Genomic DNA, 24,092 nt, shown 5'->3' with positions numbered 1-24,092 from the left:
CCTCAGGCGCCGTAGCGGCGCATCGTTTCGCGGTTCGTCTTTACGGCAGTCGCAGGGTCGGCAGCGGCCGTGTCTGATTCCTCTTCCAGGACCAGCCAGCCATTGAAGCGCGGCGCAGCAGCGACGATGTCGATCACGGCAGGCGTATCGCAGACCCCTTTGCCAAGCATGGCCCACTTGCCGTTCGGATCCACGTCCTTGAGATGCAGATAGCGGATGCGGTCCTGATAGGTCCGCAGGGTATCCAGAATATCGTCGTGGCCGCGCAGAATATGGCCGGTATCCGGCACCCAGCCGACAAGGTTCTTGTCGATGAGCGAGAAGATCCTGTCGTAATCGGCGCGGTCGAACAGCAGCGTGTTGTGGTGCGAGCTCGGATGCACAGCGATATCCACGCCGGAAGCTTTGCCCAGTTCGCCGGCCCGATTGTAGAATTCCGCGGCGATTTCGAATTTCGCCTCCCGCGGTCCTTCGGAAACCACCGTCGCCGAGCCTATCGAAACGAGGGCGCCGGAAAAGGCGGCCGCGAGATCGATCCAGCGCTGCGTCGTCCTGAGGTCATTCTCGATCTCTTGCCTGACGGTGAAGCCGCTTTTTGAGCCGATGGCGAAAGACACGAGCGTCAGGCCATGTTTCTTCAGGCTCGCGGCGAAATCATCGGGACTATCTGCGTAGCGGCCGATCATCGTGTCGGTAATCTCGATACCCGCGTAGCCGCCCTCCGCAATGGCTTCCAGCAGATCGTCCGGGCCGCCATTCCAGTTTTTCCCGAGCATTTCCCAGGTGAACGTCTGGCAACCAACTTTCAGGTCTCTGATACTCATGCTCATTCCTTGATTGCGGTCAGGCCTTCGATGACATCTGCTGGATTGCTATTTCCGCATGGTTTATAAAAATTTATCGCGCGTCAAGAAATAAAATGTTCTATAGCGATTGTCGCGGCAGCGATGCCCATCGATGATGGGCGAAACATCTGAAATTGGTGGGGAGGCCAATTCATGAAAGCATATCCGGGAACCAGGCTGGGCATCGGCGTTATCGGCTGCGGCAATATCTCGATGACCTACCTGCATAACGCCGCCCTGTTTGCCGGAGTCGAATTGAAGGCCTGTGCCGACATCTCATCCGACATGTCGGCGCTGAGGGCGAAGGAATATGGCATCCGGGCGATGGAGGTCGACGCGCTCTTGGCCGACCCCGAAGTCGACCTTGTCCTGAATCTCACCATCCCGGCCGTCCATTTCGACGTGACGATGGCAGCACTTTCTGCAGGCAAGCACGTCTTCACCGAAAAGCCGCTCGCGACGTCGGCCGCCGAGGGCCGCAAGCTGGTGGCTGAAGCCAGACGTCGCGCTCTTCTGTTAGGTTCGGCTCCCGATACATTCCTTGGCGCCGCCGGCCGGCGTGCACGAGGCCTGATGGATGCAGGTGCGATCGGTCGCCCGGTCAGCGGCACCGCCTTCATGTTCGGCCGCGGCATGGAACATTGGCATCCCAATCCGCAATTCTATTATCAACCCGGTGGCGGGCCGATGTTCGACATGGGTCCCTATTATCTGACGATGCTGGTCAATCTGCTAGGCCCGGTGAAGAGCGTCATGGCGATGGCGACGAAAGGCCAGGAAGAACGGCTGATCACGGCTGATGGGCCCTTCAAGAACACGACGTTCAAAGTGGGCACGCCGACCAACGTGCTCTCGCTTCTCGAGTTTCAATCGGGCGCAACGGTGAATTTCGGTGCGTCGTGGGACGTCTTCCGGCACTCCAATCATCCGATCGAGCTGCACGGCACGGAAGGTTCGTTGCGCTTGCCAGATCCCGATACGTTCGGCGGAACGGTCTCGCTTTCCGAGCGCGGCACCGAATGGAAGAATTTTGAAAGCGGGGACGAACTGTATGGCGCCCCGAATTGGCCGTATAGCGCTCCCGACCGCGCCAATTATCGCATGCTGGGCGTTGCCGATCTCGTCCGCGCGCTTGGCGAGGGCAGGGCGCCGCGCGCCTCCGGCGATCTGGCCCTTCATGTTCTCGAGATCATGGAAGCGACCCTGGCATCCAGCGAGGCCAGGAGCGCGGTTGCGATTGCGGGCACAGTCACGCAACCGCCACTGCTCGGCGAAGATGAAGCCCACAGCCTGCTTGCTTGAGGTGAAGCGATGAAAGATCGATTGGATCCCGGCGCCGCGCATGTCCTGGCGCTCGGCCGCGCCGCAAACCAGCCACCCTTCGAGCGCGGGACGGTAAACGAGGCGCGCGCCGCCTATGACGCGGGTTGCCCGACATTACAGGGCGATCGCGAGCCGGTCGCGGCCATCGAGGACAGAACGATCGCCGGGACGGACGGCCCGATCCCGCTCAGGATCTACCGAGGCGTGGGCGCTCCGAACGCGGATGCGCCGGCACTTCTCTACCTTCACGGCGGCGGCTGGGTCGTCGGCACGCTTGAATCTCATGACGAGATCTGCCGGTGGTTTGCGAATATCGGCGCCTGCATCGTATTTTGCCCGGACTATCGGCTGGCGCCCGAGCACAAGTTCCCGGCGGGCCTGGAAGACTGCCTATCGGCGCTTGCCTATGTGGTGGAGCAGGCAAGCGCGCTCGGTATCGATCCGGATCGGATCGCGGTTGCCGGCGATAGTGCCGGCGGCAATCTGGCCGCGGTCCTGTCTCTTCTCGCGCGGGATGGCGTTGCCCGGAAAATCTCGGCGCAACTTCTGCTCTATCCCAACACCGATGCCGGACAGACGGCCGACAGCTATGTCAGGTTTTCAGAAGGATACGGTTTGACTGCCTCGACGATGCGCTGGTTCCGGGACCACTACGTCCGGGATGCGGCTGATATCGGCGATTGGCGCGTCTCACCCCTGCGCGTCGGGAATGTCGCGGGCGTGCCATCGGCCTTCGTCGCGATTGCGGGCCATGATATCCTCGCAGACGAAGGGGAGGCCTATGCCCGACGGCTTGCCGTGGCGGGTGTCCCTGTAATCCTGCGGCGTTGGCAGGACCAGATCCATGGCTTCGTTTCCATGGGGCGGCATATTCCGGTGGCGCGGCGGGCGGTGGAAGAGGCGGTTGCCGGATGGCGCAGCCTCGTCGATCACGCCGACTGACGCATCACCAATGTACCGTCGAGGATGATTTTTCGTGCAACGACCTGCGTGGCGTCATTGTCTTCGTCCAGCATCGAAAGCAGTGTGTCGACGCTGCCGCGCGCCATGGCGGTGAAGTCTTGCGCCATTGTCGTCAGCGGCGGGCAGGTATAGCGGCTGAGAGGGTGGTCGTCATGGGCGGCGATGCGAAGATCGCTATCGCTCCGGCGGCCGACGCGAAGGCCGCGCGAGTGGGCGGCTGACATCGCGCCGAAGGCGAGGCGGTCGTTCGCGCAGAGGATCGTCCTGCCCGGAAGCGCTCCAGCCGCGATCATTGCGTCGGTCTGCTCATATCCCATCCGTTCGAAATCCCAGCCGTAGCTCTCGGTGGCGCCAAACACGACCGGTTCGAGATTGAGCGACTTCATCGTGGCGATATAGCTTGCCAGCCGCTCCCCGGAATTGTGATTGACATGCGGAATGTCGAAATATGCAGGCGGTTCGCCCGATCGGCAGAGATAGTCGACAATCGTCGCAACGCTTTGGGCGTTGTTATTGCCGATGAACGGCGTGTCGCCTTCGATGAATGTATCGAAGTAGACAATGGGGATGCTCTCCCGGAGTTTTTCGAAGATGCCAGGCTCGGAAGAGAGACCGAGAGGCGCGATGATCGCGCCGGCAGCCTTCAAGGATAGAAGCGTGTTCACAGCCTCGGCTTCAAGATCCGGCAAGCCGTGGGACGAAATGACGATTGGCCAGTAACCTTCACCACGGACAAGCAATTCCAGACGGTTGACCATTTCGGCATAGAATGGATCTGTGATGACAGGCACGAGAATGCCAATGTTCCGTGTCCTCTTGCGATTAAGGTTGCGGGCATAGAGATTGGGCCGGTAGTCCGATGCCGATAGCGCGTCCTCGATGCGTTTGCGCGTCCCCGGCTTTACGCTGCTCGGGTTATCGAAATACCGCGAAAGTGTTGGACGAGAAACGCCACAGGACCGGGCGAAATCGTCCATGGTTTTGATCGTCATCTTGTTCATTGGCAATTCTGGTTGCACTGCGCCAAGGCTCGTCCGCGTCAGCCGATATCGCAAAGGCGGTCAGTGTGGGGGCTTTCGAAATGCGTTTGTAGCCTGAGAATATCGCATGCGCAAAATTTTTTGTTACATGAAGCACAATTGGCAGCTAGCCGCCTCTACACATAGCGCACTTCGACCCCCAGCTTGTCCAGTCGACTGCGAATCCCCTGCGGCATTCCGGTGTCGGTGATGATCAGATCGACCCGGGAAAGCGAAAATGCCTTTGACGAAGCGCCGATATCCCACTTGCTGGAATCCGCCACGAGGATGACGCGCCTCGCCATGCGGACCAGATTGCGTTTTGTGCGCGCAATGTCTTCTGAGACATCGACGACATCGAATGCGTGATCGATGGCATGAGCGCTGAGGAACGCCTGGTGGGCGACAAGACCGCCGACCGCCTTGTCGGAATCCGAGACGATCGTGCTCACTGTGCTGGGAAAGACCCGGCCGCCTATCATATGCACGTCCAGCCCCGGCCGATACATCAGATGCTGCGCGATATTCATGGCGGTTGTGGCCACCACGACGTTATTGACCGGGGGCATTTGCATGGCGACCTGCAGCAGTGTCGAGCCGCTGTCGAACACGATGGACTGGTTGTCGATGATCTGGCGTGCCGCCATCTGCGCGATGCGCCGTTTGGCATCGAAATTGCGGTTCATCCGTTCTTCGAAGGCTGCCGCGGGCGAGCTGGCCGGCAATGCGATCGCGCCGCCATGCGTTTTGATGAGCTGCTTCTTGGCATCCAGAATTTCCAGGTCGGATCTGATTGTCACCTCGGAGACGCCGAAGTTTTCCGCCAGCTGCGTGGTGCGTGCCTGGCCGGTCCGCTGAAGTTCCAGCATGATCTGATGTCGCCGTTGTTCCGCAAGCATGTGTGACCTCGAATTCCTTTCGATGACGGTACCGAGCTTTCGAAAATCGAAAATGCATGGCAGCCACTGTGGTCAAAAGACGCGATGAAGGGCGGTGCCAGCCTACGCCCAGCCCGCATTACAGTCATCTTAAATCAAAACGAAAGAAATCGAAATATTGAACATTCGTTTATTTTCGAGTTAGGGTCTCACCGCGAAATCAAACTTGTAGAGGGACAGCATCGATATGGGCCTTGGAACCAAAATTCGCCTGTCACGGCTGTTTTCACATCCGTCGGGGCATTTGTTCGGTGGCGCGGTCGACCACTTCGTGGGCTATGGCAACGTCCGTGAGGGCGGCCTGGCGGATCTGCCGGGCGCGCTGAAGCGCGTGATGGCCGGAGAGCCGGATTATATCAGCATTCAGCCTGGTGCTGCGCGCCACTTGTGGCCTGCCTATGCCGGCAAGGCGGCGCTGGTCATTCAGGCCGGATGCTTTACGCCGGACGACCGAATCCGTCAGTTGATCGCGACTCCCGAGGATGCGGTGCGCTACGGTGCCGATGCTCTGGCCGTTGCCATTCCGGTGCGCGGCAATACGGAAGGCGACTACATTCGCTGGCTCACCGATACCGTCAACGCCGCTGCTCGCTTTGAAATGCCGGTCGTTGCCCATGTCTATCCCCGCGACTATTCAAACGGCGGCAAGATCGTATTCACTCCCGACGAAATCGCCTATGCTGTGCGGATCGGGTTTGAGACCGGCGTTGATGTGATCAAGGTCGGATACACTGGGGACTTCGACTCATTCCAGGAAACCGTCGCCACTTGCCCGGTTCCCATCGTGATCGCGGGCGGTCCGAAAACGGAAAATCTGCTCGGGGCTCTGACCCAGACCGCCGACGCCTTGCGGGCGGGAGCGAAGGGCGCCGTGGTGGGGCGAAACCTCTGGGGGCACGGCGACACGACGATGGCGGCTCGCGCCTTCAAGCTCGTTATTCACGGCGGTATGGCGCCGCAAGAGGCGCTCGCTGCCGCGGGCGGTTGACAGGTGGCACACAACCTTCAGGTTCTGGGCTTTGGGGCCTTGGCGATCGACGATATCATATATGTCGATCGCCCGCTGAGTGCCGGCAAGGGGAAAGTGACAAATCGCACCCAGGACCACGGCGGCAATGTAGCGACGGCCCTTGTCGCGGTCGCAAAGCTGGGAGGACGGGCCGGTTTCATCGGTTGGCTGAGTGAGCCTCTCACCGATGTCAGCGCCCGCGAACTTGAACGGCACGGGGTCGATATATCTTTTGCGCCGCGCCGCGCCGATGCCAGGCCAATACGTTCGGTCATCACGGTCGGACCTGAAGGCGACAGATTTATCGCCTATGACGATGATGTGCCGCACGGAACCTCCGAGGCATTGGCCGATAGCACTCTTGCACAAGCCCAGGTGCTGTTGATCGACGGCTATGCCACCCACGCCGATACGATCGTGGCGCGCGCCCGCATGCTGGGCCTGGCGGTGGTCGCAGACATTGAATGGACGATCGGGCCCGCGACCGAACGATTGATGAGCCTGTCCAACCATCTGGTATTGCCACTGAAATTTGCGCAGACTTATTCCTGCGAAACCGATCCGACGTTGATCCTGCACAAGCTTTGGTCGGACGACCGCACCGCAGTCGTTCTGACCGACGGTGAGCGAGGATCCTATATCAGGCAGGCGGAAGACGGCGTTTTGTGGCATGTTCCGGCCTACGAGGTCAAAGCGGTCGACACGACGGGCGCCGGAGATTGCTTTCACGGCGCTTATGCTTTTGCGCTGATACAGGGAAAGCAGCCTGTCGACTGCGCCGTCTATGCAACTGCCGCAGCCGCGATCTCGGTGACTGGCCCCGGTGGCCGCATGGCCCTGCCGGATCAGAGCGCCTGTCTCGCGTGGCTGGCGCGGGAAAATGCACCCGTGCCGAGACCGATCGCGCCACCGGACTGAGAGTTCATCACACTGGTGCCCTGGACGATCGGATTGGCGTGCGCAGATGACGGTTTCGGTTCGATCCGAAACAGTGCCGGGGAGGGGCTGTCCTGAGGATTGGATGGCGACGATACTAAGGAGGAAGTGCCGTGGCTGTTGTTGTACTGGATAAAATTTGCAAGACCTTTGGAACCAAATTCCACGCGATCAAGGATCTCAGCCTGACGATAAATGATGGCGAGTTCCTCATCCTCGTCGGCCCTTCGGGATGCGGAAAATCGACGGCATTGCGCATGATCGCCGGGCTGGAAGAGATCAGCAGCGGGACCCTGAGCATCGGTGGAGAGAATGTCGAGGATCTCGCGCCGAAGGACCGGGACATAGCGATGGTCTTTCAGAATTATGCGCTTTACCCGCATATGACGGTGTTCGACAATATTGCCTTCTCGATGAAACTTGCGGGCAAGAGCAAGGAAGAGCGCACGAAGCGGGTCAATGAAATAGCCAAGACCCTTCAACTGCATACGCTGCTCGACAGCAAACCGGCCGCGCTCTCCGGCGGCCAACGCCAGCGGGTCGCCATGGGACGCGCAATGGTGCGGGAACCGGCGGCCTTTCTCATGGACGAGCCCCTGTCAAATCTCGATGCCAAGCTGCGCGTGCAAATGCGCGCCGAAATCGTCAGCCTGCAAAGACAGCTTGGCGTGACGACGATCTATGTGACGCACGATCAGACCGAAGCCTTGACCATGGGCGACCGGGTTGCCGTCTTGAAGGGCGGCGTCCTTCAGCAGGTCGACACGCCAAAGACATTGTATAGCCGGCCGGTCAATGCCTTCGTCGCGGGTTTCATCGGCTCGCCGTCTATGAATCTGTTCGAAGGCCGCTTGCAGAACGGCAGGATCGAGCTGCCGACCTTTTCCATACCGGTCCCGACGACCGCATTCGAGCAGTCTCCCGGTCTGAGGGCGTTCGAAGGCAAGACGATCATCTTCGGCATTCGCCCGGAAGACCTCTACGACAGCGGTCTGGAATCGGGATCACGCTACGCGACGATCCCGGCCCTTGTGAAATCGATCGAGGAACTGGGCTCAGAGCTGATCGTTCATCTAAAGATCGAAGCAGTCCGGATCGACTCCGGTGACCCCGATGCCGTCGAGGACTTGAGCGGTGCGGCAAACGCCGTGGCGAAGTTCGAAGCCGTCAGCACAGTCCAGCCGGGCGCAATGATCAACCTGGCGATCGATGTGGCCAAACTACACTTCTTCGATCCCCAGACGCATCTGGCAATCTAACAAGATCCGCGGTGGCGGAGCTGGTTGGCGGGCAGTCGCAGGAGCGACTGCTTGCTTCATTGCTCACAAGTGTTCGCCACCATCCTCGCCACTCTTTGCCGCCGGCTTTGCGCGTTCCGCATCGGGTGCGCAGGACCGTCTCGTAACCCGTGACTTTGCGGCCAAAGGCCAGGTTCTTTTTGGTGTTCGTTGGCACCTGAATGCTACTTTTAGGTGTTTTTCCTGTGGCGCACAGCCCGTCCGCCCCTGCTTTTCCTAGACCGTCAAAGTCTTTCATTTGTTTTCCTTTGGGCGGCTCGCCTTTCATTTGTTTACGAAAGTAAAGAAAAAATGCGACACGGGAAATATGTCGAAAAGAAAAAAACGTCTCGAGATTGAAAGGTAAAACATCTGAAAATCAATAGGTTAAAGTCATTTTTAGCACTCCTGGGGCCTTCTTGCTTTTTCCGATTGCAGTTCTTCATTGACAGCCAGACGCCTGGAGGAACCTACTTTGGTCTCGATCGGGAGGATCGAGCAAAATATCATTCCTAGGGAGGGAAACATGAACGTCAGAAGATACATCATGGCGGCTCAGTCGGCTGTGGCCGCCTGGGCACTATGCGCCACCTGCGCCTTTGCTCAGACCAATCTCGAGTTCATCCAATGGTGGGAACCAGAAATGCCCGCTGGCGCTCTGCGCAGCATCATGGACGACTTTGAAGCCAAAAACCCCGGTATCAAGGTGACACTCGTCAGCGGTCCCTATTCCGCCACCCATGATCAGATCGTTGTGGGCGCAGCGTCCGGGACACTCAGCGATGTCGTCGGCCTGGACGGCGCCTGGGTCAACGGCTTGGCAAAACAGGGCGCAATCGCCTCGATGGACAGCCTGATGGCTGATGCCAAATATGATCAGAGCCAGATCGCCGATATTATCAAGGTCAACGGGCAAAGCGTCATGTTCCCGCTTGCCTCGTTCGTCTACCCGGTCTTTGTCAACCTCGATCTGGCAAAGGCGGCCGGCGTCGAAAAGATGCCGACAAACCGCACCGAATTCGCCGCTGCCGCAAAGAAGATGACCAACGCGGACAAAAACCAATATGGTTGGGTGCTACCGCTTTCGTTGCAAAATCCCGGCGGCATCCAGAATGACGTGATGTCCTGGGTCTGGGCGTCGGGAGCATCCATGCTGAAGGATGGCAAGCCCGATCTGGAAAACGCCTCCGTCGTCGGCACGCTTGAATACATCAAGTCGCTGCAGGACGCCGGCGTCATCTCGCCTGGTATTTTTGCGAAGAAGGAACAGGACAAGGTCGAAGAGTTCGTCAACGGACGTGTCGGCATGATGATCGACTCGTTGGCGCACATCAATCTCATTCGCCAGCGAAACCCCAATCTCAAGTTCGGCATCTCCGCCCTTCCGGCCGTCGATGGCTACACGGGCAAGCGCGGACTGCCCTATGCTTCCTGGGGTATCGGCATCAGCGACAAAAGCGAGCACAAGGCGGAGGCCTGGAAGCTCGTCGAATATCTGATGAGCCCGGAAGTCAACAGCCGCCTCGTGTCGATCGCCAATGCCTTCCCGGGCAATGTCCACGCCAAACCCGATTTCTCCAAGTCGGACCCGCTGTTTGAAGAAGCCTTCAAGATATTCCAAAGCGGAAAGCTGGCCAACGAATTCGTCGGGCTGCCGGTGGCAGAAGATCTGATGCGCCAGATGAACGTCGAAGTTCAAAAGATGTTCGACGGTCAGCAAACCGCAAAGGACGCGGCTGCCAACACGCAAAAGCAATGGTTGGTCGAGTTCAGCAAGTAAGCACCCCACCGGCCAATCGTCGGCAGCGCGATGGAATTTATCGCGCTGCCACTACATCAGGACGAATTGATAGATTTCAGGACCAGGCGGAAAATCACATCTCATGAGCCTCGCCACAGAAACGATGATCCGAACGCAAGCAAGAATGCGCAAGCGTGGCATACTGTCTTACAAAACAAGAAAGAGGCTGGTTCCGTACTTCTACGTTGCCCCGGCCACGTTTTTGTTTTGCCTGCTGATGCTGTTTCCCATGCTCACCGTCCTGCGCTATTCGCTGATGGATGGTGCAATCACGAAGAAGGACGCGTCCTTCGTCGGCTTGCAGAATTATGTGACGATCTTCAATGATCCGATTTTCTGGCAGTCGGTCGTCCAGACACTCTACTTCACGGTGATGAGCGTCATCTTCCATCTTCTGATCGGTCTGGCCTTCGCCCTTTTGCTCAACAGCCAGCGTGTCGATCCGTTGATCAGAAGCATCCTGCGGGTTCTCTACATTTTGCCGTGGCTCTTCACGGCGGTGATCATCGCGATCATTTGGCGGCTGCTTCTCGATCCCAATGGCGTCGTCAACAGCATCCTGATGACGCTCCATATCATTGACTTCAAAGTCGAGTGGTTTTCTTCGACGACAACCGCGCTGCATGCGCTGACCTTTGCGAATATCTGGGCGGGATACCCGCTCTATATGGTCAGCCTTCTCGCTGGTCTTCAGGGCATTCCCAAGGATCTCTACGAGGCCGCCGGTATTGACGGCGCCAACGAGTTCCAGAAATTCCGCTACATCACGATCCCGCAACTGATGCCGATCATCATCAGCATCGCCTTGCTTGATTTCATCTGGACGATGCAGGTCTTTCCCCTCGTATGGATGACGACGGGAGGCGGTCCGATCTACGCGACCGAGGTGCTCAGCACCTACACCTACAAACTTGCTTTTTCGAGCTACGAATTTTCGCGCGCGTCGGCGAGCGCGATCTTCATTCTGATCATCTCGATGGGCGCCACATATTTCTACATCAAACATCAGAAGGCCAGGTGACCGGCAATGGCAAAACGCTCTCTCAGTCGCACCATCGTACCGACCCTCCTGACATATCTCGGGCTGGCGGTCGGGCTGGTCTTCGCGGGCTTTCCGATCCTGTGGATGTTCTTCACGTCCTTGAAGTCGAACACCGAGATCTTTGCGCTCCCGCCGCGTCTGCTGCCCGACCGTTTCACCAGCGTCGCCTATCTTGCGATCTTCAGCGACCCAACGAAGGTTCGCTTCTTTCTCAACAGCTATCTCGTCGCGGGAGTGGTAACGGTTCTGACGGTGCTGATCGCCATCCTGACGGCCTATGCCTTCAGCAGGTATTCATTCCGGCTCAAGAAAACGCTGAACGTGTTCATCATCAGCACGCAGACCGTGCCGCCGATCACGCTTTTGATCCCCTATTTCGGCATGGTCGTCGCCTTCGGTATCTTCAACACCTATTTTGCGCTGATTTTGACCTACATGGTCTTCACCCTGCCTTATGCGATCCTTCTCATGACCGGCTATCTCAATACCCTGCCAAAGGAGCTCGATGAGGCAGTGCTTGTCGATGGCGGCTCAAGCTGGACGGCGCTATGGCGTGTGATCATCCCGCTGTCTGTGCCTGGCATCGTCGCGACGGCGGTCTATACATTTCTGCTGGCATGGAACGAATTCCTCTTCGCCCTGACTTTGACGAAGTCGATGGATATGCGGACCGTTCCCATCGGTATCGAGTTGTTAATGGGCCAGCATGCGTTCGAATGGAACGAGATGATGGCGATGAGCGTGCTGGGATCGCTCCCGCTTTTGGTCCTGTATCTGATTGCTCAACGCTACTTCCTGGCGGGCATGGCAGCCGGGTCGGTGAAAAGCTGAGTAGGCGAGAATCTCGCTTCGTCAATGTCGGATTGTTGTTCCTCCATTCGTCCTCTGCCTGACGACAGGACAGGAGAACGGCCAATGAGCAAGGAAACCAATGCCCATATCGAAGAAGAGGCGATTATCGCCATGCTGATGATGCGCGCCACCGCGCTCGGCGAAAAAGACGCCAAAGGCTCATTGTTCTACGAAACCGACGATTCTGTTGAGTTCTCGCTGGCGCCACCACTCGTTTATCACGGCAAGGACGAGGCGGGCCTGCAGGCCTGGTTCGACACTTGGGAAGGTTTGATCGGCAGCGACGTGCACGATGCTAAGCTGACGGTTGGCGGAGACGTGGCTTTCTGGAGTGGCTTGTTGCACATGACGGGAACAAAGACCGACGGCACCGAAGTCGATCTTTGGTACCGCCAAACCCTTGGCCTCGTGAAGCACGATGGCCGCTGGATGGTGGCGCACCAGCACGCCTCCGTGCCCTTCGCCATGGATGGAAGCAACCTCGCGCTGCTCGATCTGAAACCCTAAAATACCGGCTTCAGGGCGCCTCTCCACCAGTTTCATCCAATCGGCACGAAGGCGGCCGGATGAGATGCAGACGGTCGGTCGCTACCCTCTGCGAGCTGTAATGATCCATGCGCGCGACTCAAAGAGTACGCCTTCCGGGGTCATAGATGCCTCAAGTAAATCGTGCAGTCGCTGCAGTGCCTTGTCAGGCGCTTCACCGCTTCGCGCCAGCGTGTCTTTCACAAGATAGAGCTCGACGAGTGCGTCAAAGGCCGTATCGACGTCCGCTCCGTAAAAAACCGGTTCTCGCACATCGGCAAAATCGATCGAAACAAAGCCTGCCGTGTTGAGAAGTTCTGCAGCGATCGTGGGATCGCCAAGCGAAAACGGCGCGGAAGCCTGTGCGGAAGCCGCAATTCCCGGAGCCAAGGCTTGCCTGATGGCGCCAGACCAACCGTTCCGCTCCTGGCTCTGCCAGACCATCCATGCAAGGCGTGCGCCCGGACGCATCGCACGGGCGACATTGGCAAATGCCGCCGCCGGATCAGCAAAGAACATGACGCCAAACCGGCTGATGCAGAGGTCGAAGCTCGCAGCCGGAAATACGTGGTGCTGGGCGTCACCCTGCTCAAAGGCAATGTTTCGCAATCCCGCTTCGCTGGAACGTCGTCGCGCAACCTCAAGCATCTCTGAGGAGGTGTCCACACCGATCGCCTCGCCTTCCACCGCGACACGTGCGGCCTCACGCGTCGTTTGTCCTGCCCCACAACCGATATCGAGCACGCGGTCACGTGCTCCAACGTTGGCGGCGGCACGCAAATGCGCGTTGTGCCGCTTCAGTTCTGCGTCATAAAAGTCAGCACGATCCAACATGTCCGTCCTCGCTTGGTTTTGTCTCGGTCACTTGACGAGAGCGTCATGTTCATCGATAGCAGAAATGATCTTTCCCGGCCCTCGGGATGAATCTCATGGCCGCCGCCTTCGATCTTCACGATTTTCGTGTCTGTCACAGCTCGCGCGAGTGCCTCGCCCTGCGCAAGGGGAAACCGCATCGTCCATACCATGTCTCATCCCGAAAGCGCCGACAACAAATCCTCACCGTCGAAGCGATTGGCATATTAAAGACCCCAAACGACCGCCTCTTCGTGGCGTTTGATGAGGTGACGCAAGCTTTCGAAACCAGAGCGGACAAATGTGGCAAACTGATCTACGGCGGGCAAACGGGGTGCATCAACACGGCTGAGGATCGCCAGTGCCCGCTCGGGATGCGGAATGGTGATTGGCAATGCCGTGATCGATTTGTCCTTGCGTTGTGCAAAGACGACACTATGGGGCATGATCGTCAGCGCATCGGCGGTCTTCAGATAATTGATCACCGCCATCAGCGAACCGCCCGAATACCGGATCTTGAGCTCGGTTGCCCCGAATGAAAGAAGCAGCGCGCGCAAATCCGCGAGCAAGGGGCTCCCCGGTGGCGGTGCGACCCAGGGATAGTCAAGAAGATGGCTCGGCTGTGGCCGCCGCTTTAAGAGCAGGGGATGCGTGACCCGGCAGGCGACGACGTTGCGACCGGGAAGAATCTGCTGAAACTCGAGCCCTGAGCCTTCATCGAGAATATCGATCGGGCAGATAGCGAGATCGATCTGGTCGGCTTTCAGCGCTGCCCTGAGATCCGGGAAGTAGCCGTAGCTCTGGTCGATGCGCACGTCGGGATGGCTCGTCTGAAACTCCGCACAGATCCCAGCGATCAGCCCATCCATGAAAAAGGGCGTGCCGCCGACGCGCACGACGCCGCTCTTGCCGACCCTGAAACTCTCGACGAGATCGGAGGCCTTGCGGGAGGCCGCCAGCATGACGAAACCATGTTCCGCGAGCGCCAGGCCAAAGGCGGTTGGCTGCAAGGGCCGACGCCCTCTGACGAAAAGCGGCTCGCCCAGGCGCCTTTCCAGCATGGACAAGGTGCGCGAGACGGCAGGTTGCGCAAGCCCAAGCAAAGCCGCGCCTTCCGTGACGCCGCCGGTCTTGACGACGGCCGCGAGCTGGATCAGGTGACGCTCATCGATCTTCATAACGATCCGTTATATTATCTCTCAACAAAATCATCAATCGGTGCGCCCTATCCTGCTATTCTGCCCATACTTCGCATAGAAGATCGGGGAGGATTGGCATGGCGGGGCGTTCTCAACCGCTCACATTCAGCGAGGCGACATCGTCTGAAGCCTTCGCTGAGCGCTTTTCCGCCGGCAGGGACACCAGGCTCGTCGAACTGCTCGCAGCCGCCGTTACCCATGCTCACGATCTCATCAAACAATTTCGGCCGACCCAGGACGAGTGGCGAAAGTTCATTGTTTTCCTGACGGAGGTCGGTCATGCCTCGGACGAGCGTCGACAGGAATGGGTCCTTCTGTCCGATCTGATCGGCGCTTCGGCGCTTGTCGAGGACATCAATTCGCGCCGGCCGAAGGGCGCAACACCCAATACCATCCGCGGCCCCTTCTTCCGCGCCGATGCGCCGGAACGTGCCTCGGCTTCGTCGATCTCGCTCGATGGCATCGGCGAACCCTTGTTGGTGTCGGTTTGCGTCCAGGATCTCGACGGCCTGCCGGTCGCAGATGCTGAGGTGGTGACCTGGCAGGCCAATGCAGAGGGCTTCTACGAGAACCAGCAACCGGATCTCCAGCCCGAACATAATCTGCGCGGTCTGTTCAGAACCGATGTGCAGGGGTGCATTTCCTATCGCTCTGTTGTTCCGTCCGGCTACGGCGTGCCGGCAGACGGTCCTGTCGGTCGGCTGCTGTCTGCGGCCGGTTACCCGCTACACCGGCCGGCGCATCTGCATTTCGTTGTGCGTGCAAAGGGCTTCGAGACGATTACGACGCATATTTACGATGCGAGCGACCCACACTTGCACGAAGACGCGCTGTTTGGCGTACGGCCCGAACTCATCACGTCGTTCGATCCCGTCGAGGTCGACGGACGTAGTACAAAGGCAGTGAAGCTTACCTTCGTTATGGTCCGGGCAAAGCCGGGGAGGGCGGCATGATCGACGCATTTTCCTATGCCGGCAGCCCGGCCCGGATTGTCTTCGGCGATGGCAGCAGGAGCAAGGTTGCCGAATGGATTGTGACAGCCGGCTGCAAGCGGGCGCTCGTCCTTGCAACGCCGCATCAAAGGGCGGATGCGGAGGCGCTGGCAACCGAAATCGGCTCCCTTGCCTGCGGCGTTTTTACCGGCGCTACCATGCACACGCCGGTCGACGTGACTGAGACAGCGATGAGGATGGTGGCCGAAACCGAGGCGGATTGTGTGGTCTCGCTTGGCGGAGGATCAACGACCGGCCTCGGCAAGGCGATTGCCTATCGAACCGACCTTCTGCAGATCGTCGTGCCGACCACCTATGCCGGATCGGAGGTCACGCCCATTCTTGGCCAGACGGAAGGCGGTCGCAAGACGACCGTTCGCGACGCACGGATCCTGCCGGAAATCGTCATCTACGATCCGACTCTGACCCATGGGCTACCGGTTTCGATGAGTGTGACGAGCGGCCTTAATGCCATGGCCCATGCCGTCGAGGGCCTTTATGCGCGTGATCGTAATCCGATTTCGACCCTGATGGCGCTCGAAGGTCTCCGCGCCTTTTCCCGCAGCCTGCCCAAGATCGCCGAAAAGCCCAATGACGCTGGCGCTCGCAGCGATGCACTCTATGGCGCCTGGCTCTGCGGCACGGTGCTTGGCACGGTCGGCATGGCACTCCATCACAAGATCTGCCACACGCTCGGCGGCTCCTTCGACACGCCGCACGCCGAGACCCATGCGGTGATGCTGCCGCATACTGCCGCGTTCAACGCCAAAGCGGCAACAGCAGAACTCGCCCCAGTCGCCAAGCTCTTCGCAGGCTCGATCGGCGCCGGCCTTTGGGATTTTGCCAAGTCGATCGGCGCGCCTTTGTCGCTCAAGGAATTCGGCCTGACCGAGGCCGATCTCGACCGGGCGGCGTCGATCGCCGTTGAAAATCCCTACTGGAACCCGCGCCCGATCGACCGGGATTCGATCAGGGCGCTTTTGCAGGAGGCCTGGGAAGGCCGCCGACCGGCAGATTGATCGTCTGCCTGACTACGCACTCTTTGGGAGGAGAGGACAATGGGAGGACAAATGTTTACGAGACGCGATTTTCTGAAGACGACGGCAGCCGGCGGAGCAGCGATTGCCGCATCCGGCCTTGCCGCGCCGGCAATCGGCCAGACGGCGGCCATCAAGCTTGGCTATGTCAGCCCGCAGACCGGTCCGCTTGCCGCTTTCGGCGAAGCCGACAAGTTCGTCATCGACGCCTTTCTCGCGACGACCAAGAAGCTCGGCCTCAACTATGAGGTCGTGGTCAAGGACAGTCAGTCCAACCCCAATCGCGCCGCCGAGGTCGCCAAGGAATTGATTGTCGACGACCAGATCAATCTGATGCTGGTATCCTCGACGCCGGAGACGACCAATCCCGTCTCGACGACCTGCGAAGGCGAGGGCATGCCCTGCATTTCCACGGTCGCGCCCTGGCAGCCCTGGTTCATCGGCCAGCAGGGCAATCCGGGCGATCCTGCCTCATGGAAGCCCTTCGATTATGCCTATCATTTCTTCTGGGGCCTGGAGGATATCATCGCCGTCTTCACCGGCATGTGGGGCCAGATCGAAACCAACAAGAAGATCGGCGGGCTGTTTCCGAACGACGGAGATGGCAATGCCTGGGGCGACAAGGTCGTCGGCTTTCCGCCCGTGCTCGAAAAGCTCGGTTATGGTTTGACCGATACCGGCCGCTACCAGAACCTGACGGATGATTTCTCCGCACAGATCAACGCCTTCAAGCAGGCGCAAACCGAAATCCTGACAGGCGTGATGATCCCGCCCGACCTCACCACCTTCTGGAACCAGGCCAAGCAGCAGGGTCTGAAGCCCAAGATCGCCTCAATCGGCAAGGCGCTTCTCTTCCCGCAGACCGTCGAGGCGCTTGGCAATGCCGGCCACAATCTGTCGACGGAAGTCTGGTGGACGCCGAGCCATCCGTTCAAATCCTCGCTGACCGGTGAGACGACGGCTGCCGTTGCCGATGCCTTCACGAAATCCACCAGTCGCCCCTGGACGCAGCCGATCGGCTTTGCCCATGCCCTGTTCGAACTCGCCGTCGACGTCATGAAGCGCGCCGGCGATGTCAGCGACGGTGATGCGGTCGCGAAGGCGATCGGGGAAACCAAGCTCGACACGCTCGTCGGACCGATTGCCTGGGGCAATGAGAAGCTTCCGCCTTTCGCTCAGAAAAACGTCGCCAAGACGCCGCTGGTCGGCGGTCAATGGCGGCTGAAGTCTGGCGGCGGTTACGATCTCGTCGTCGTGGAAAACGGCCTTGCACCGAACGTGCCGCTCGGCGGCAAGCTCGAAGCATTGGCATAAGGCACATCCGCCCGGCTCTGCGGCCGGGCGGATCTTTGCGGAGATTGGCCGATGCCCATCCTGGAACTTAATGCTGTCTCGAAATCCTTCGGTGCGCTCGTCGTTGCCGAGGATATCAGCTTTTCGGTCGAGCCCGGCGAAGCGCTCGGCGTCATCGGGCCAAATGGCGCCGGCAAATCGACGCTCTTCAACCTGATCAACGGCAATCTGTCCGTTGCGGGCGGGACAATCCGCTTTGACGGCCGGGATGTTACCCATACGCCGCCGATGCAGCGCTGCCTTGCCGGCATGGGCCGCACCTTCCAGATCCCGCAACCTTTCGAGGGTCTGACCGTCTACGAAAACCTGCTGGTCGCAGGTGCTTTCGGCACCCGGGCGGGCGAAGCCGATATCTCGAGCTTCTGCGCCGATATCCTCGTTGAAACTGGTCTGATCGCCAAAGCCAACAGGCCCGCGGCATCGCTGACCCTTCTGGAGCGCAAGCGGCTGGAGCTTGCCCGCGCGCTTGCCACCCAGCCGAAGCTCCTGCTCCTCGACGAAATCGCCGGCGGCCTGACGGAGGGCGAGTGCCGGCAGCTGGTCGCGACGATCAGGCGCGTTCATCAGCGCGGCATGACCATCATCTGGATCGAGCACGTGCTGCATGCGCTGACGGCGGTTGCCGAGCGTATACTGGTCCTCAATTTCGGGCGTGTCGTCGGCATCGGTGCGCCGGAGGCGATCATGGCTTCGGACGAAGTGCGTGCCATCTATCTCGGTATGGAGGTCTGATGGCGAGCCTTCTCGAGACCCGCGGCCTGACGGCCTTTTACGGCGACTTCCAGGCAATTTTTGGTATCGACATTGATCTCGATGCCGGCGACACGATTGCCGTCATCGGCGCTAACGGTGCCGGTAAGTCGACGCTGATGCGCTCGATCGCAGGCGTGATTGCCAACCGATCGGACATGGTCCTGCATCGGGGCGAGGCGATAGGTGCAATGCCTGCTTTCGATGTCGTGCGCCGCGGCATCGCTCTCGTGCCGGAAGGGCGCAAGCTCTTTGCCTCGCTGACGGTGGAAGAAAATCTGCAGGTCGGCAGCTACGGCTGCAAGCGCTCCGGGCCTTGGTCGCTGCAAAGTGTCTACGCGCTGTTTCCGATCCTGAAGGAAAGGCGAGGCAATCCGGCGACTGCACTTTCGGGCGGCCAGCAGCAGATGGTGGCAATCGGCCGTGCCCTGATGTCGAACCCCGAGATCTTGCTCTGCGATGAGCTCAGCCTCGGTCTGGCGCCTGTCGTCATCAAAGACATCTACGCTGCCTTCAGCCGCATTCGCGCATCAGGGATGGCGATCGTCGTCGTCGAGCAGGATATCGCCCAGGTCCTGAAGGTCGCCGATCGCGTTTATTGCATGATGGAGGGACGGATCACCCTGACCGGACGCCCGGCTGATCTCGATCCGGCCAAGATCCACGCAGCTTATTTTGGAGCCGACAGCGATGAATTGGCTTGATACGCTTCTTCAGGGGGTGTTGCTCGGCGGGCTCTATGCCCTGTTTGCAGCCGGCCTCAGCCTGGTGTTCGGGATCATGCGGCTTGTCAATCTCGCCCACGGCGACCTCATCGTGCTGGCTGCATTCCTGATCCTGCTTCTCGTTTCGTCGCTCGGCCTCGACCCATTCATCGCGGCGCTGATTGCCGCGCCCTTGATGTTTGCGATCGGCTGGCTGCTGCAATACCACCTTCTCAACCGCACACTTGGCAAGGACGTCTTGCCGCCGCTGCTTGTGACCTTCGGCCTCTCTATCGTTATCCAGAACGGTCTTTTGGAGGCCTTCACGGCCGACAGCAGAAGGATCTCCGCCGGGTCGCTGGAGACGGCTTCGCTGCAGTTGGGGAGCATCAATGCCGGACTGATGCCGCTTCTGACCTTCGGCTCGGCAGTCGTCGTCATCGTCGCCTTGAACCAGCTCATCTATCGCACGGCCCTCGGGCGCGCCTTTCGCGCCACGTCCGACGATGTGGTCACTGCCGGCTTGATGGGCATCCGTCCGAATTCGATCTTTGCCATTGCTACGGGGCTGGCGATGATGATCGTGACCATCGCCGCACTCTATCTCGGCATGCGGGCAAATTTCGATCCGACGGCCGGGCCGGCGCGGCTGATCTATGCTTTCGAAGCTGTGATCATCGGTGGTCTCGGATCGCTCTGGGGAACGCTTGCCGGCGGCATCATCCTCGGGCTGGCGCAGACGATCGGCGCCGCCGTCAATCCGGAATGGCAGATCCTTGCCGGGCATATCGCCTTCCTGATCGTCCTGCTCCTGCGGCCGCGCGGCCTCTTTCCGCGCGCTGTCGATTGAGGCCGCGCCATGACCACAGGTTTGGAAACCATGACGAGCGATAGTCAAGCATATCAGGACTGGCGGATCGAAACCGGCACACGGCTGTCCCGGGCTTTTTCATTCGTCTGCCTGGTTGTGTGCGCCGCCCTTGCGGTCGCACCGCTTTTCCTGTCGCGCGGCGTAGTGCAGGATCTGTTCTTCATCCTGACGATGTTGACGCTGGCGCAGAGCTGGAACCTGCTTGCAGGTTATGCGGGGCTGATTTCCGTCGGCCAACAGCTCTTCGTCGGTTGCGGCGCCTATGCTCTCTTCGGCCTTGTCATTCTTGCCGGGCTCGACCCGATCCTCGCCATTCCGCTTGCTGGCGTTGCGGCCATGCTGATCGCCGTACCGACCGCTTTCTTCGCCTTTCGCCTCTATGGCCCCTATTTTGCGATCGGAACCTGGGTGATTGCCGAAGTCGGGCGCCTGCTGCTTGCCCAGTGGAAGGTGCTTGGCGGCGGTACTGGTACATCGCTGCCCAGGGATGCGACCCGCGACATGCTCGGCATCTCTATGCTTGAAGACTGGTTCGGAATGCGGGCGGCCGCGGCAGCCGATGCCCTGTCCTTCTGGCTTGCGCTGATCGTTACGGCCGCGACGATTGCGATTGTCTACAAGCTGTTGCGCAGCCGCCAGGGTCTCGGGCTTGCTGCGGTGCGCGACAACGAGACGGCGGCGCGTGCGCTGGGCGTCGATGCGCGCCGGCTAAAGACGATGATCTATCTGCTCACGGCCTTCATCACCGGCATCATCGGGGCGCTCATCTATCTGCAGAAGGCGCGGATATCGCCCGATGCCGCCTTCTCGCTGACCGACTGGACCGCCTATGTCATCTTCATCACCGTCATCGGTGGCATCGGGACGATCGAAGGACCGATCCTTGGCGTGCTGGTCTTCTTCTTCCTGCAGAACGCCTTTTCGGCCTATGGCTCCTGGTACCTTCTGGCGCTTGGGGCGCTTGCCATCGTCACCATGCTGTTTGCGCCCCGGGGGCTCTGGGGGCTGATATCCGACCGCACCGGCTTCGAGCTTTTTCCGGTTCGCCGCCTGCTCAGGGGCGGACCTGTTGTACCAAATGAAAAGGGAGGGCCGAATGGCTGATATCACCACCGACGTCTTGATCATAGGAACGGGACCTGCGGGTTCGGCGACCGCCGCATTGCTTGCGAGCTACGGTCTGGAGCCGCTTATCATCAATCGCTATCGCTGGCTCGCCAATACGCCACGCGCGCATATTACCAACCAGCGTACGATGGAGGTTCTGCGCGATCTCGGCCGGGACGTTGAAGACGAGGCCTATCTCTTTGCGACCGAACAGGACCTGATGGGCCAGAACGTCTTCTGTACGGCGGTGGCCGGCGAGGAAATCGGTCGCATGCAGAGCTGGGGCAATCATCCGCTGTCGCGCGCCGAACATCTCCTGACCTCGCCAGGTCGGATGAACGATCTGCCACAGACCTACATGGAGCCGCTGCTCTTCAAGACGGCCTGCGCGCGCGGCGCCCAGTCGCGCATGTCGACCGAATATTTGAGCCACGTCCAGGATGCGGATGGGGTAACGACGACCTGCCTCGACCGTCTAACGGGCAAGGAAGTGACGATCCGCTCGAAATTCCTCGTCGGCGCCGACGGCGGCAATTCGAAGGTCGCAGAACACGCCGGCTTGTCCTTCGAGGGCCGGATGGGCGTTGCCGGTTCGATGAACATCCTCTTCGAGGCTGATCTGTCGCGTTATGTCGCCCATCGTCCTTCCGTGCTTTACTGGGTGCTGCAGCCGGGCGCGGATGTAGGCGGTATCGGCATGGGCCTCGTGCGCATGGTGCGGCCCTGGAATGAGTGGCTGATCGTCTGGGGCTATGACATCAACCAGCCGGCGCCGGCCGTCGACAACGCCTTTGCAACCAAGGTCGTGCGTGAATTGGTCGGCGTTCCCGATCTTGAGCCGAAGGTCAAGTCGGTCTCCACCTGGACGGTCAACAACATGTACGCGACGACCCTGTCGATCGGCCGTGTCTTCTGCATGGGCGATGCCGTGCACCGCCATCCGCCTTCGAACGGTCTAGGCTCCAACACCTCGATCCAGGATGGGTTCAACCTCGCCTGGAAGCTTGCAATGGTCATCAGGGGGCAGGCCGGAATGGGCCTTCTTGACAGCTATCAGGCCGAGCGCGCGCCTATCGCCAAGCAGATCGTCACCCGCGCGAACAAGTCGATCGAGGAATTTGGCCCGATCTTCAAGGCGCTTGGCCTTCTGGATTCCGTCGATCCCGTCAAGATGCAGCAGAACATGGACGCACGTTGCGATGACGATGAGGCCGCAGAACGCCAGCGCGCAGCAATCCGCGACGCCATTGCTTATAAGGTCTATGAATTTGACGCTCATGGCGTCGAAATGAACCATCGCTATGCATCGAAGGCGATCGTTAAGGACGGGCAGGCGGAACCCGCTTTCGAGAAGGATGCCGAACTTCATTGCCAGCCGACGACCTGGCCAGGTGCACGGCTTCCGCATGTCTGGTTGTTTGGGGCGCAGGGAGAAAAGGTTTCCAGTCTCGATCTCACCGGTCACGGGCACTTCACGATCCTGACCGGGATCGGTGGCGACGGCTGGATTTCCGCGGCAAAGGCGCTTTCAAAGGAATTCGGAGTGCCGATCACTGTGCACAAGATCGGTCCCCGCCAGATTTGGCAGGACCTGACGGGAGACTGGGCACGCGCCCGCGAGATCAGCGATTCCGGCGCCTTGCTCGTTCGTCCCGACCATCATGTCGCTTGGCGTTCGCATGTAGCGGCCTTCGAGCCGGAAGCAGAGCTGCGCCGCGTGCTGAAAACAATCCTGGATCGGTGAGGTTGTCATGGGTGCTGAAGAAAACGGTTATTTCACCGAGGAAAATTCCGTCGATGTCGTCATAAGCCGCAATACGGGGGCAAAGAGCGAACGGCTGAAGCAGATCATGGAGGTCGTCACCCGCAAGCTCCATGAGGCGGTGAAGGAACTGGAGCCAACGCAGGAGGAGTGGATGGATGCGATCCTCTTCCTCACGCGCACAGGCCATACTTGCACCGACTGGCGGCAGGAATTCATTCTGCTGTCGGATGTGCTTGGTGTATCGATGCTGGTCGACGCGATCAACAACCGCAAGCCTACTGGTGCCTCGGAGAGCACCGTGCTCGGCCCGTTCCATGTCGCCGATGCACCGGAACTGCCGATGGGCGCCAATATCTGCCTCGATCACAAGGGCGAGGACATGGTCATCAGCGGCCGCATCCTGGGTACCGACGGCAGGCCGATCGCCAACGCCATTCTCGATGTCTGGCAGGCCAATGACGAAGGTTTCTATGACGTGCAGCAGCAAGGCATCCAGCCGGATTTCAACCTGCGGGGCGTCTTCCGAACGGCAGAGGACGGGCGCTACTGGTTCCGCGCGGTCAAGCCCAGATATTATCCGATCCCCGATGACGGGCCGGTGGGGCAGATGCTGGGTGCGCTTGGCCGTCACCCTTACAGGCCGGCGCATCTGCATTACATCATCAAGGCGGAAGGGTTCGAAACACTTGTGACGCACATCTTTGATCCCGACGATCCCTACATCCATTCGGACGCGGTGTTTGGTGTGAAGGAGGGCCTTCTTGCCGAGTTCAGGCTGACCGAGGATCCCGCGCGAGCGAGAGAACTCGGCTTCGAGGGAAAATTCTGGCAGGTCGAGCACAATTTTGTGCTGGCGCCAGCTAAGTCTTAGTTGGGACAGGCGGTCACTGCAATCCGACCAAAGGCGTCTCATCGTCGCAAAGGGCGTCACT

General features: G+C 59.7%; 23 protein-coding genes. 18 read left to right on the top strand and 5 right to left on the bottom strand.

Annotated elements, in window-relative coordinates; genetic code table 11:
- Positions 1-2 precede the first annotated feature (2 nt).
- Positions 3-824, bottom strand: a complete 822-nt coding sequence (locus H4W29_RS24665) for a sugar phosphate isomerase/epimerase family protein (protein WP_192731478.1) — start codon at positions 822-824, stop codon at positions 3-5.
- Between the two features lie 174 nt (positions 825-998).
- Between H4W29_RS24665 and H4W29_RS24660 the strand changes: the two genes are divergently transcribed.
- Both H4W29_RS24660 and H4W29_RS24655 read left to right on the top strand, forming a co-directional pair.
- Positions 999-2,147, top strand: coding sequence for a Gfo/Idh/MocA family protein (locus tag H4W29_RS24660; protein ID WP_192731477.1), 1,149 nt, complete (start codon positions 999-1,001; stop codon positions 2,145-2,147).
- 9 nt (positions 2,148-2,156) lie between these two features.
- Positions 2,157-3,110: an alpha/beta hydrolase gene (locus H4W29_RS24655; protein ID WP_192731476.1), complete on the top strand. Its 954-nt coding sequence runs from the start codon at positions 2,157-2,159 to the stop codon at positions 3,108-3,110.
- Here the strand turns inward: H4W29_RS24655 and H4W29_RS24650 are convergent.
- A complete protein-coding gene (locus H4W29_RS24650) occupies positions 3,098-4,132 on the bottom strand; it encodes a LacI family DNA-binding transcriptional regulator (protein WP_192731475.1) in 1,035 nt (344 codons plus the stop codon). The genes H4W29_RS24655 and H4W29_RS24650 overlap by 13 nt on opposite strands.
- 155 nt (positions 4,133-4,287) lie before the next feature.
- The gene (locus H4W29_RS24645; protein ID WP_007812507.1) at positions 4,288-5,049 is read right to left on the bottom strand and encodes a DeoR/GlpR family DNA-binding transcription regulator; all 762 of its coding nucleotides are present in this window, start codon (positions 5,047-5,049) and stop codon (positions 4,288-4,290) included.
- Between the two features lie 226 nt (positions 5,050-5,275).
- Here H4W29_RS24645 and H4W29_RS24640 point away from each other — a divergent pair, with 226 nt between their 5' ends.
- The 7 genes from H4W29_RS24640 (at position 5,276) to H4W29_RS24610 (ending at position 12,512) form a co-directional block, all read left to right on the top strand.
- Positions 5,276-6,076, top strand: coding sequence for a class I fructose-bisphosphate aldolase (locus H4W29_RS24640; RefSeq protein WP_192731474.1), 801 nt, complete (start codon positions 5,276-5,278; stop codon positions 6,074-6,076).
- 3 nt (positions 6,077-6,079) lie between these two features.
- Entirely contained in the window at positions 6,080-7,015 is a 936-nt protein-coding gene (locus H4W29_RS24635; RefSeq protein WP_192731473.1) for a PfkB family carbohydrate kinase, read from the top strand.
- 131 nt (positions 7,016-7,146) lie between these two features.
- A complete protein-coding gene (locus tag H4W29_RS24630) occupies positions 7,147-8,292 on the top strand; it encodes an ABC transporter ATP-binding protein (RefSeq protein WP_192731472.1) in 1,146 nt (381 codons plus the stop codon).
- A gap of 544 nt (positions 8,293-8,836) precedes the next feature.
- Positions 8,837-10,090 carry an ABC transporter substrate-binding protein gene (locus tag H4W29_RS24625; protein ID WP_192731471.1) on the top strand — a complete coding sequence of 418 codons (1,254 nt, stop codon included), beginning with the start codon at positions 8,837-8,839 and terminating at the stop codon, positions 10,088-10,090.
- 124 nt (positions 10,091-10,214) lie between these two features.
- Positions 10,215-11,132 (top strand): carbohydrate ABC transporter permease, encoded by a 918-nt coding sequence (locus H4W29_RS24620; RefSeq protein WP_376776607.1) that lies wholly within the window; start codon positions 10,215-10,217, stop codon positions 11,130-11,132.
- A gap of 6 nt (positions 11,133-11,138) precedes the next feature.
- Positions 11,139-11,984 (top strand): carbohydrate ABC transporter permease, encoded by an 846-nt coding sequence (locus H4W29_RS24615; RefSeq protein ID WP_112542642.1) that lies wholly within the window; start codon positions 11,139-11,141, stop codon positions 11,982-11,984.
- An 84-nt stretch (positions 11,985-12,068) separates the two neighbouring features.
- On the top strand, positions 12,069-12,512 hold the full coding sequence (locus H4W29_RS24610; RefSeq protein ID WP_192731469.1) for a YybH family protein: 444 nt from the start codon (positions 12,069-12,071) through the stop codon (positions 12,510-12,512).
- A gap of 81 nt (positions 12,513-12,593) precedes the next feature.
- Here the strand turns inward: H4W29_RS24610 and H4W29_RS24605 are convergent, their stop codons facing one another.
- Positions 12,594-13,364, bottom strand: coding sequence for a class I SAM-dependent methyltransferase (locus tag H4W29_RS24605; protein ID WP_192731468.1), 771 nt, complete (start codon positions 13,362-13,364; stop codon positions 12,594-12,596).
- 245 nt (positions 13,365-13,609) lie between these two features.
- Positions 13,610-14,560, bottom strand: a complete 951-nt coding sequence (locus tag H4W29_RS24600; RefSeq protein ID WP_192731467.1) for a LysR family transcriptional regulator — start codon at positions 14,558-14,560, stop codon at positions 13,610-13,612.
- 98 nt (positions 14,561-14,658) lie between these two features.
- Here H4W29_RS24600 and H4W29_RS24595 point away from each other — a divergent pair, with 98 nt between their 5' ends.
- Genes H4W29_RS24595 through H4W29_RS24555 form a run of 9 tightly spaced genes read left to right on the top strand, consistent with a single transcriptional unit; the run spans position 14,659 to position 24,031 of the window.
- Positions 14,659-15,534 (top strand): dioxygenase family protein, encoded by an 876-nt coding sequence (locus tag H4W29_RS24595; protein WP_192731466.1) that lies wholly within the window; start codon positions 14,659-14,661, stop codon positions 15,532-15,534.
- On the top strand, positions 15,531-16,592 hold the full coding sequence (locus tag H4W29_RS24590) for a maleylacetate reductase (RefSeq protein WP_192731465.1): 1,062 nt from the start codon (positions 15,531-15,533) through the stop codon (positions 16,590-16,592). The genes H4W29_RS24595 and H4W29_RS24590 overlap by 4 nt, the downstream gene beginning before the upstream one ends.
- A 51-nt stretch (positions 16,593-16,643) precedes the next feature.
- Positions 16,644-17,924, top strand: coding sequence for an ABC transporter substrate-binding protein (locus tag H4W29_RS24585; RefSeq protein WP_192731464.1), 1,281 nt, complete (start codon positions 16,644-16,646; stop codon positions 17,922-17,924).
- A 51-nt stretch (positions 17,925-17,975) separates the two neighbouring features.
- Positions 17,976-18,695 (top strand): ABC transporter ATP-binding protein, encoded by a 720-nt coding sequence (locus H4W29_RS24580; protein ID WP_192731463.1) that lies wholly within the window; start codon positions 17,976-17,978, stop codon positions 18,693-18,695.
- The gene (locus H4W29_RS24575) at positions 18,695-19,417 is read left to right on the top strand and encodes an ABC transporter ATP-binding protein (RefSeq protein ID WP_192731462.1); all 723 of its coding nucleotides are present in this window, start codon (positions 18,695-18,697) and stop codon (positions 19,415-19,417) included. Before H4W29_RS24580 ends, H4W29_RS24575 begins: the two co-directional genes overlap by 1 nt.
- Positions 19,404-20,267 (top strand): branched-chain amino acid ABC transporter permease, encoded by an 864-nt coding sequence (locus H4W29_RS24570; protein WP_192731461.1) that lies wholly within the window; start codon positions 19,404-19,406, stop codon positions 20,265-20,267. Before H4W29_RS24575 ends, H4W29_RS24570 begins: the two co-directional genes overlap by 14 nt.
- A 9-nt stretch (positions 20,268-20,276) precedes the next feature.
- On the top strand, positions 20,277-21,392 hold the full coding sequence (locus tag H4W29_RS24565; RefSeq protein ID WP_192731460.1) for a branched-chain amino acid ABC transporter permease: 1,116 nt from the start codon (positions 20,277-20,279) through the stop codon (positions 21,390-21,392).
- Positions 21,385-23,139: an FAD-dependent oxidoreductase gene (locus H4W29_RS24560; protein ID WP_192731459.1), complete on the top strand. Its 1,755-nt coding sequence runs from the start codon at positions 21,385-21,387 to the stop codon at positions 23,137-23,139. The genes H4W29_RS24565 and H4W29_RS24560 overlap by 8 nt, the downstream gene beginning before the upstream one ends.
- A gap of 7 nt (positions 23,140-23,146) precedes the next feature.
- The gene (locus H4W29_RS24555; RefSeq protein WP_192731458.1) at positions 23,147-24,031 is read left to right on the top strand and encodes an intradiol ring-cleavage dioxygenase; all 885 of its coding nucleotides are present in this window, start codon (positions 23,147-23,149) and stop codon (positions 24,029-24,031) included.
- The last annotated feature ends 61 nt before the right edge of the window (positions 24,032-24,092 follow it).

Origin of the sequence: Rhizobium viscosum, assembly GCF_014873945.1 — a bacterium.
Classification (GTDB): Bacteria; Pseudomonadota; Alphaproteobacteria; order Rhizobiales; family Rhizobiaceae; genus Rhizobium; species Rhizobium viscosum.
Note: the sequence above shows the minus strand (reverse complement) of the source record. Positions and strands in the feature narration are given on the sequence as shown.

Excerpts from the sequence above, each read along its gene's own strand:
- H4W29_RS24665 (WP_192731478.1), bottom strand. The coding sequence starts at position 824 with ATGAGTATCAGAGACCTGAAAGTTGGTTGCCAGACGTTCACCTGGGAA.
- H4W29_RS24660 (WP_192731477.1), top strand. The coding sequence starts at position 999 with ATGAAAGCATATCCGGGAACCAGGCTGGGCATCGGCGTTATCGGCTGC.
- H4W29_RS24655 (WP_192731476.1), top strand. The coding sequence starts at position 2,157 with ATGAAAGATCGATTGGATCCCGGCGCCGCGCATGTCCTGGCGCTCGGC.
- H4W29_RS24650 (WP_192731475.1), bottom strand. The coding sequence starts at position 4,132 with ATGAACAAGATGACGATCAAAACCATGGACGATTTCGCCCGGTCCTGT.
- H4W29_RS24645 (WP_007812507.1), bottom strand. The coding sequence starts at position 5,049 with ATGCTTGCGGAACAACGGCGACATCAGATCATGCTGGAACTTCAGCGG.
- H4W29_RS24640 (WP_192731474.1), top strand. The coding sequence starts at position 5,276 with ATGGGCCTTGGAACCAAAATTCGCCTGTCACGGCTGTTTTCACATCCG.
- H4W29_RS24625 (WP_192731471.1), top strand. The coding sequence starts at position 8,837 with ATGAACGTCAGAAGATACATCATGGCGGCTCAGTCGGCTGTGGCCGCC.
- H4W29_RS24620 (WP_376776607.1), top strand. The coding sequence starts at position 10,215 with ATGATCCGAACGCAAGCAAGAATGCGCAAGCGTGGCATACTGTCTTAC.
- H4W29_RS24615 (WP_112542642.1), top strand. The coding sequence starts at position 11,139 with ATGGCAAAACGCTCTCTCAGTCGCACCATCGTACCGACCCTCCTGACA.
- H4W29_RS24610 (WP_192731469.1), top strand. The coding sequence starts at position 12,069 with ATGAGCAAGGAAACCAATGCCCATATCGAAGAAGAGGCGATTATCGCC.
- H4W29_RS24605 (WP_192731468.1), bottom strand. The coding sequence starts at position 13,364 with ATGTTGGATCGTGCTGACTTTTATGACGCAGAACTGAAGCGGCACAAC.
- H4W29_RS24600 (WP_192731467.1), bottom strand. The coding sequence starts at position 14,560 with ATGAAGATCGATGAGCGTCACCTGATCCAGCTCGCGGCCGTCGTCAAG.
- H4W29_RS24595 (WP_192731466.1), top strand. The coding sequence starts at position 14,659 with ATGGCGGGGCGTTCTCAACCGCTCACATTCAGCGAGGCGACATCGTCT.
- H4W29_RS24590 (WP_192731465.1), top strand. The coding sequence starts at position 15,531 with ATGATCGACGCATTTTCCTATGCCGGCAGCCCGGCCCGGATTGTCTTC.
- H4W29_RS24585 (WP_192731464.1), top strand. The coding sequence starts at position 16,644 with ATGTTTACGAGACGCGATTTTCTGAAGACGACGGCAGCCGGCGGAGCA.
- H4W29_RS24580 (WP_192731463.1), top strand. The coding sequence starts at position 17,976 with ATGCCCATCCTGGAACTTAATGCTGTCTCGAAATCCTTCGGTGCGCTC.
- H4W29_RS24575 (WP_192731462.1), top strand. The coding sequence starts at position 18,695 with ATGGCGAGCCTTCTCGAGACCCGCGGCCTGACGGCCTTTTACGGCGAC.
- H4W29_RS24570 (WP_192731461.1), top strand. The coding sequence starts at position 19,404 with ATGAATTGGCTTGATACGCTTCTTCAGGGGGTGTTGCTCGGCGGGCTC.
- H4W29_RS24565 (WP_192731460.1), top strand. The coding sequence starts at position 20,277 with ATGACCACAGGTTTGGAAACCATGACGAGCGATAGTCAAGCATATCAG.
- H4W29_RS24560 (WP_192731459.1), top strand. The coding sequence starts at position 21,385 with ATGGCTGATATCACCACCGACGTCTTGATCATAGGAACGGGACCTGCG.
- H4W29_RS24555 (WP_192731458.1), top strand. The coding sequence starts at position 23,147 with ATGGGTGCTGAAGAAAACGGTTATTTCACCGAGGAAAATTCCGTCGAT.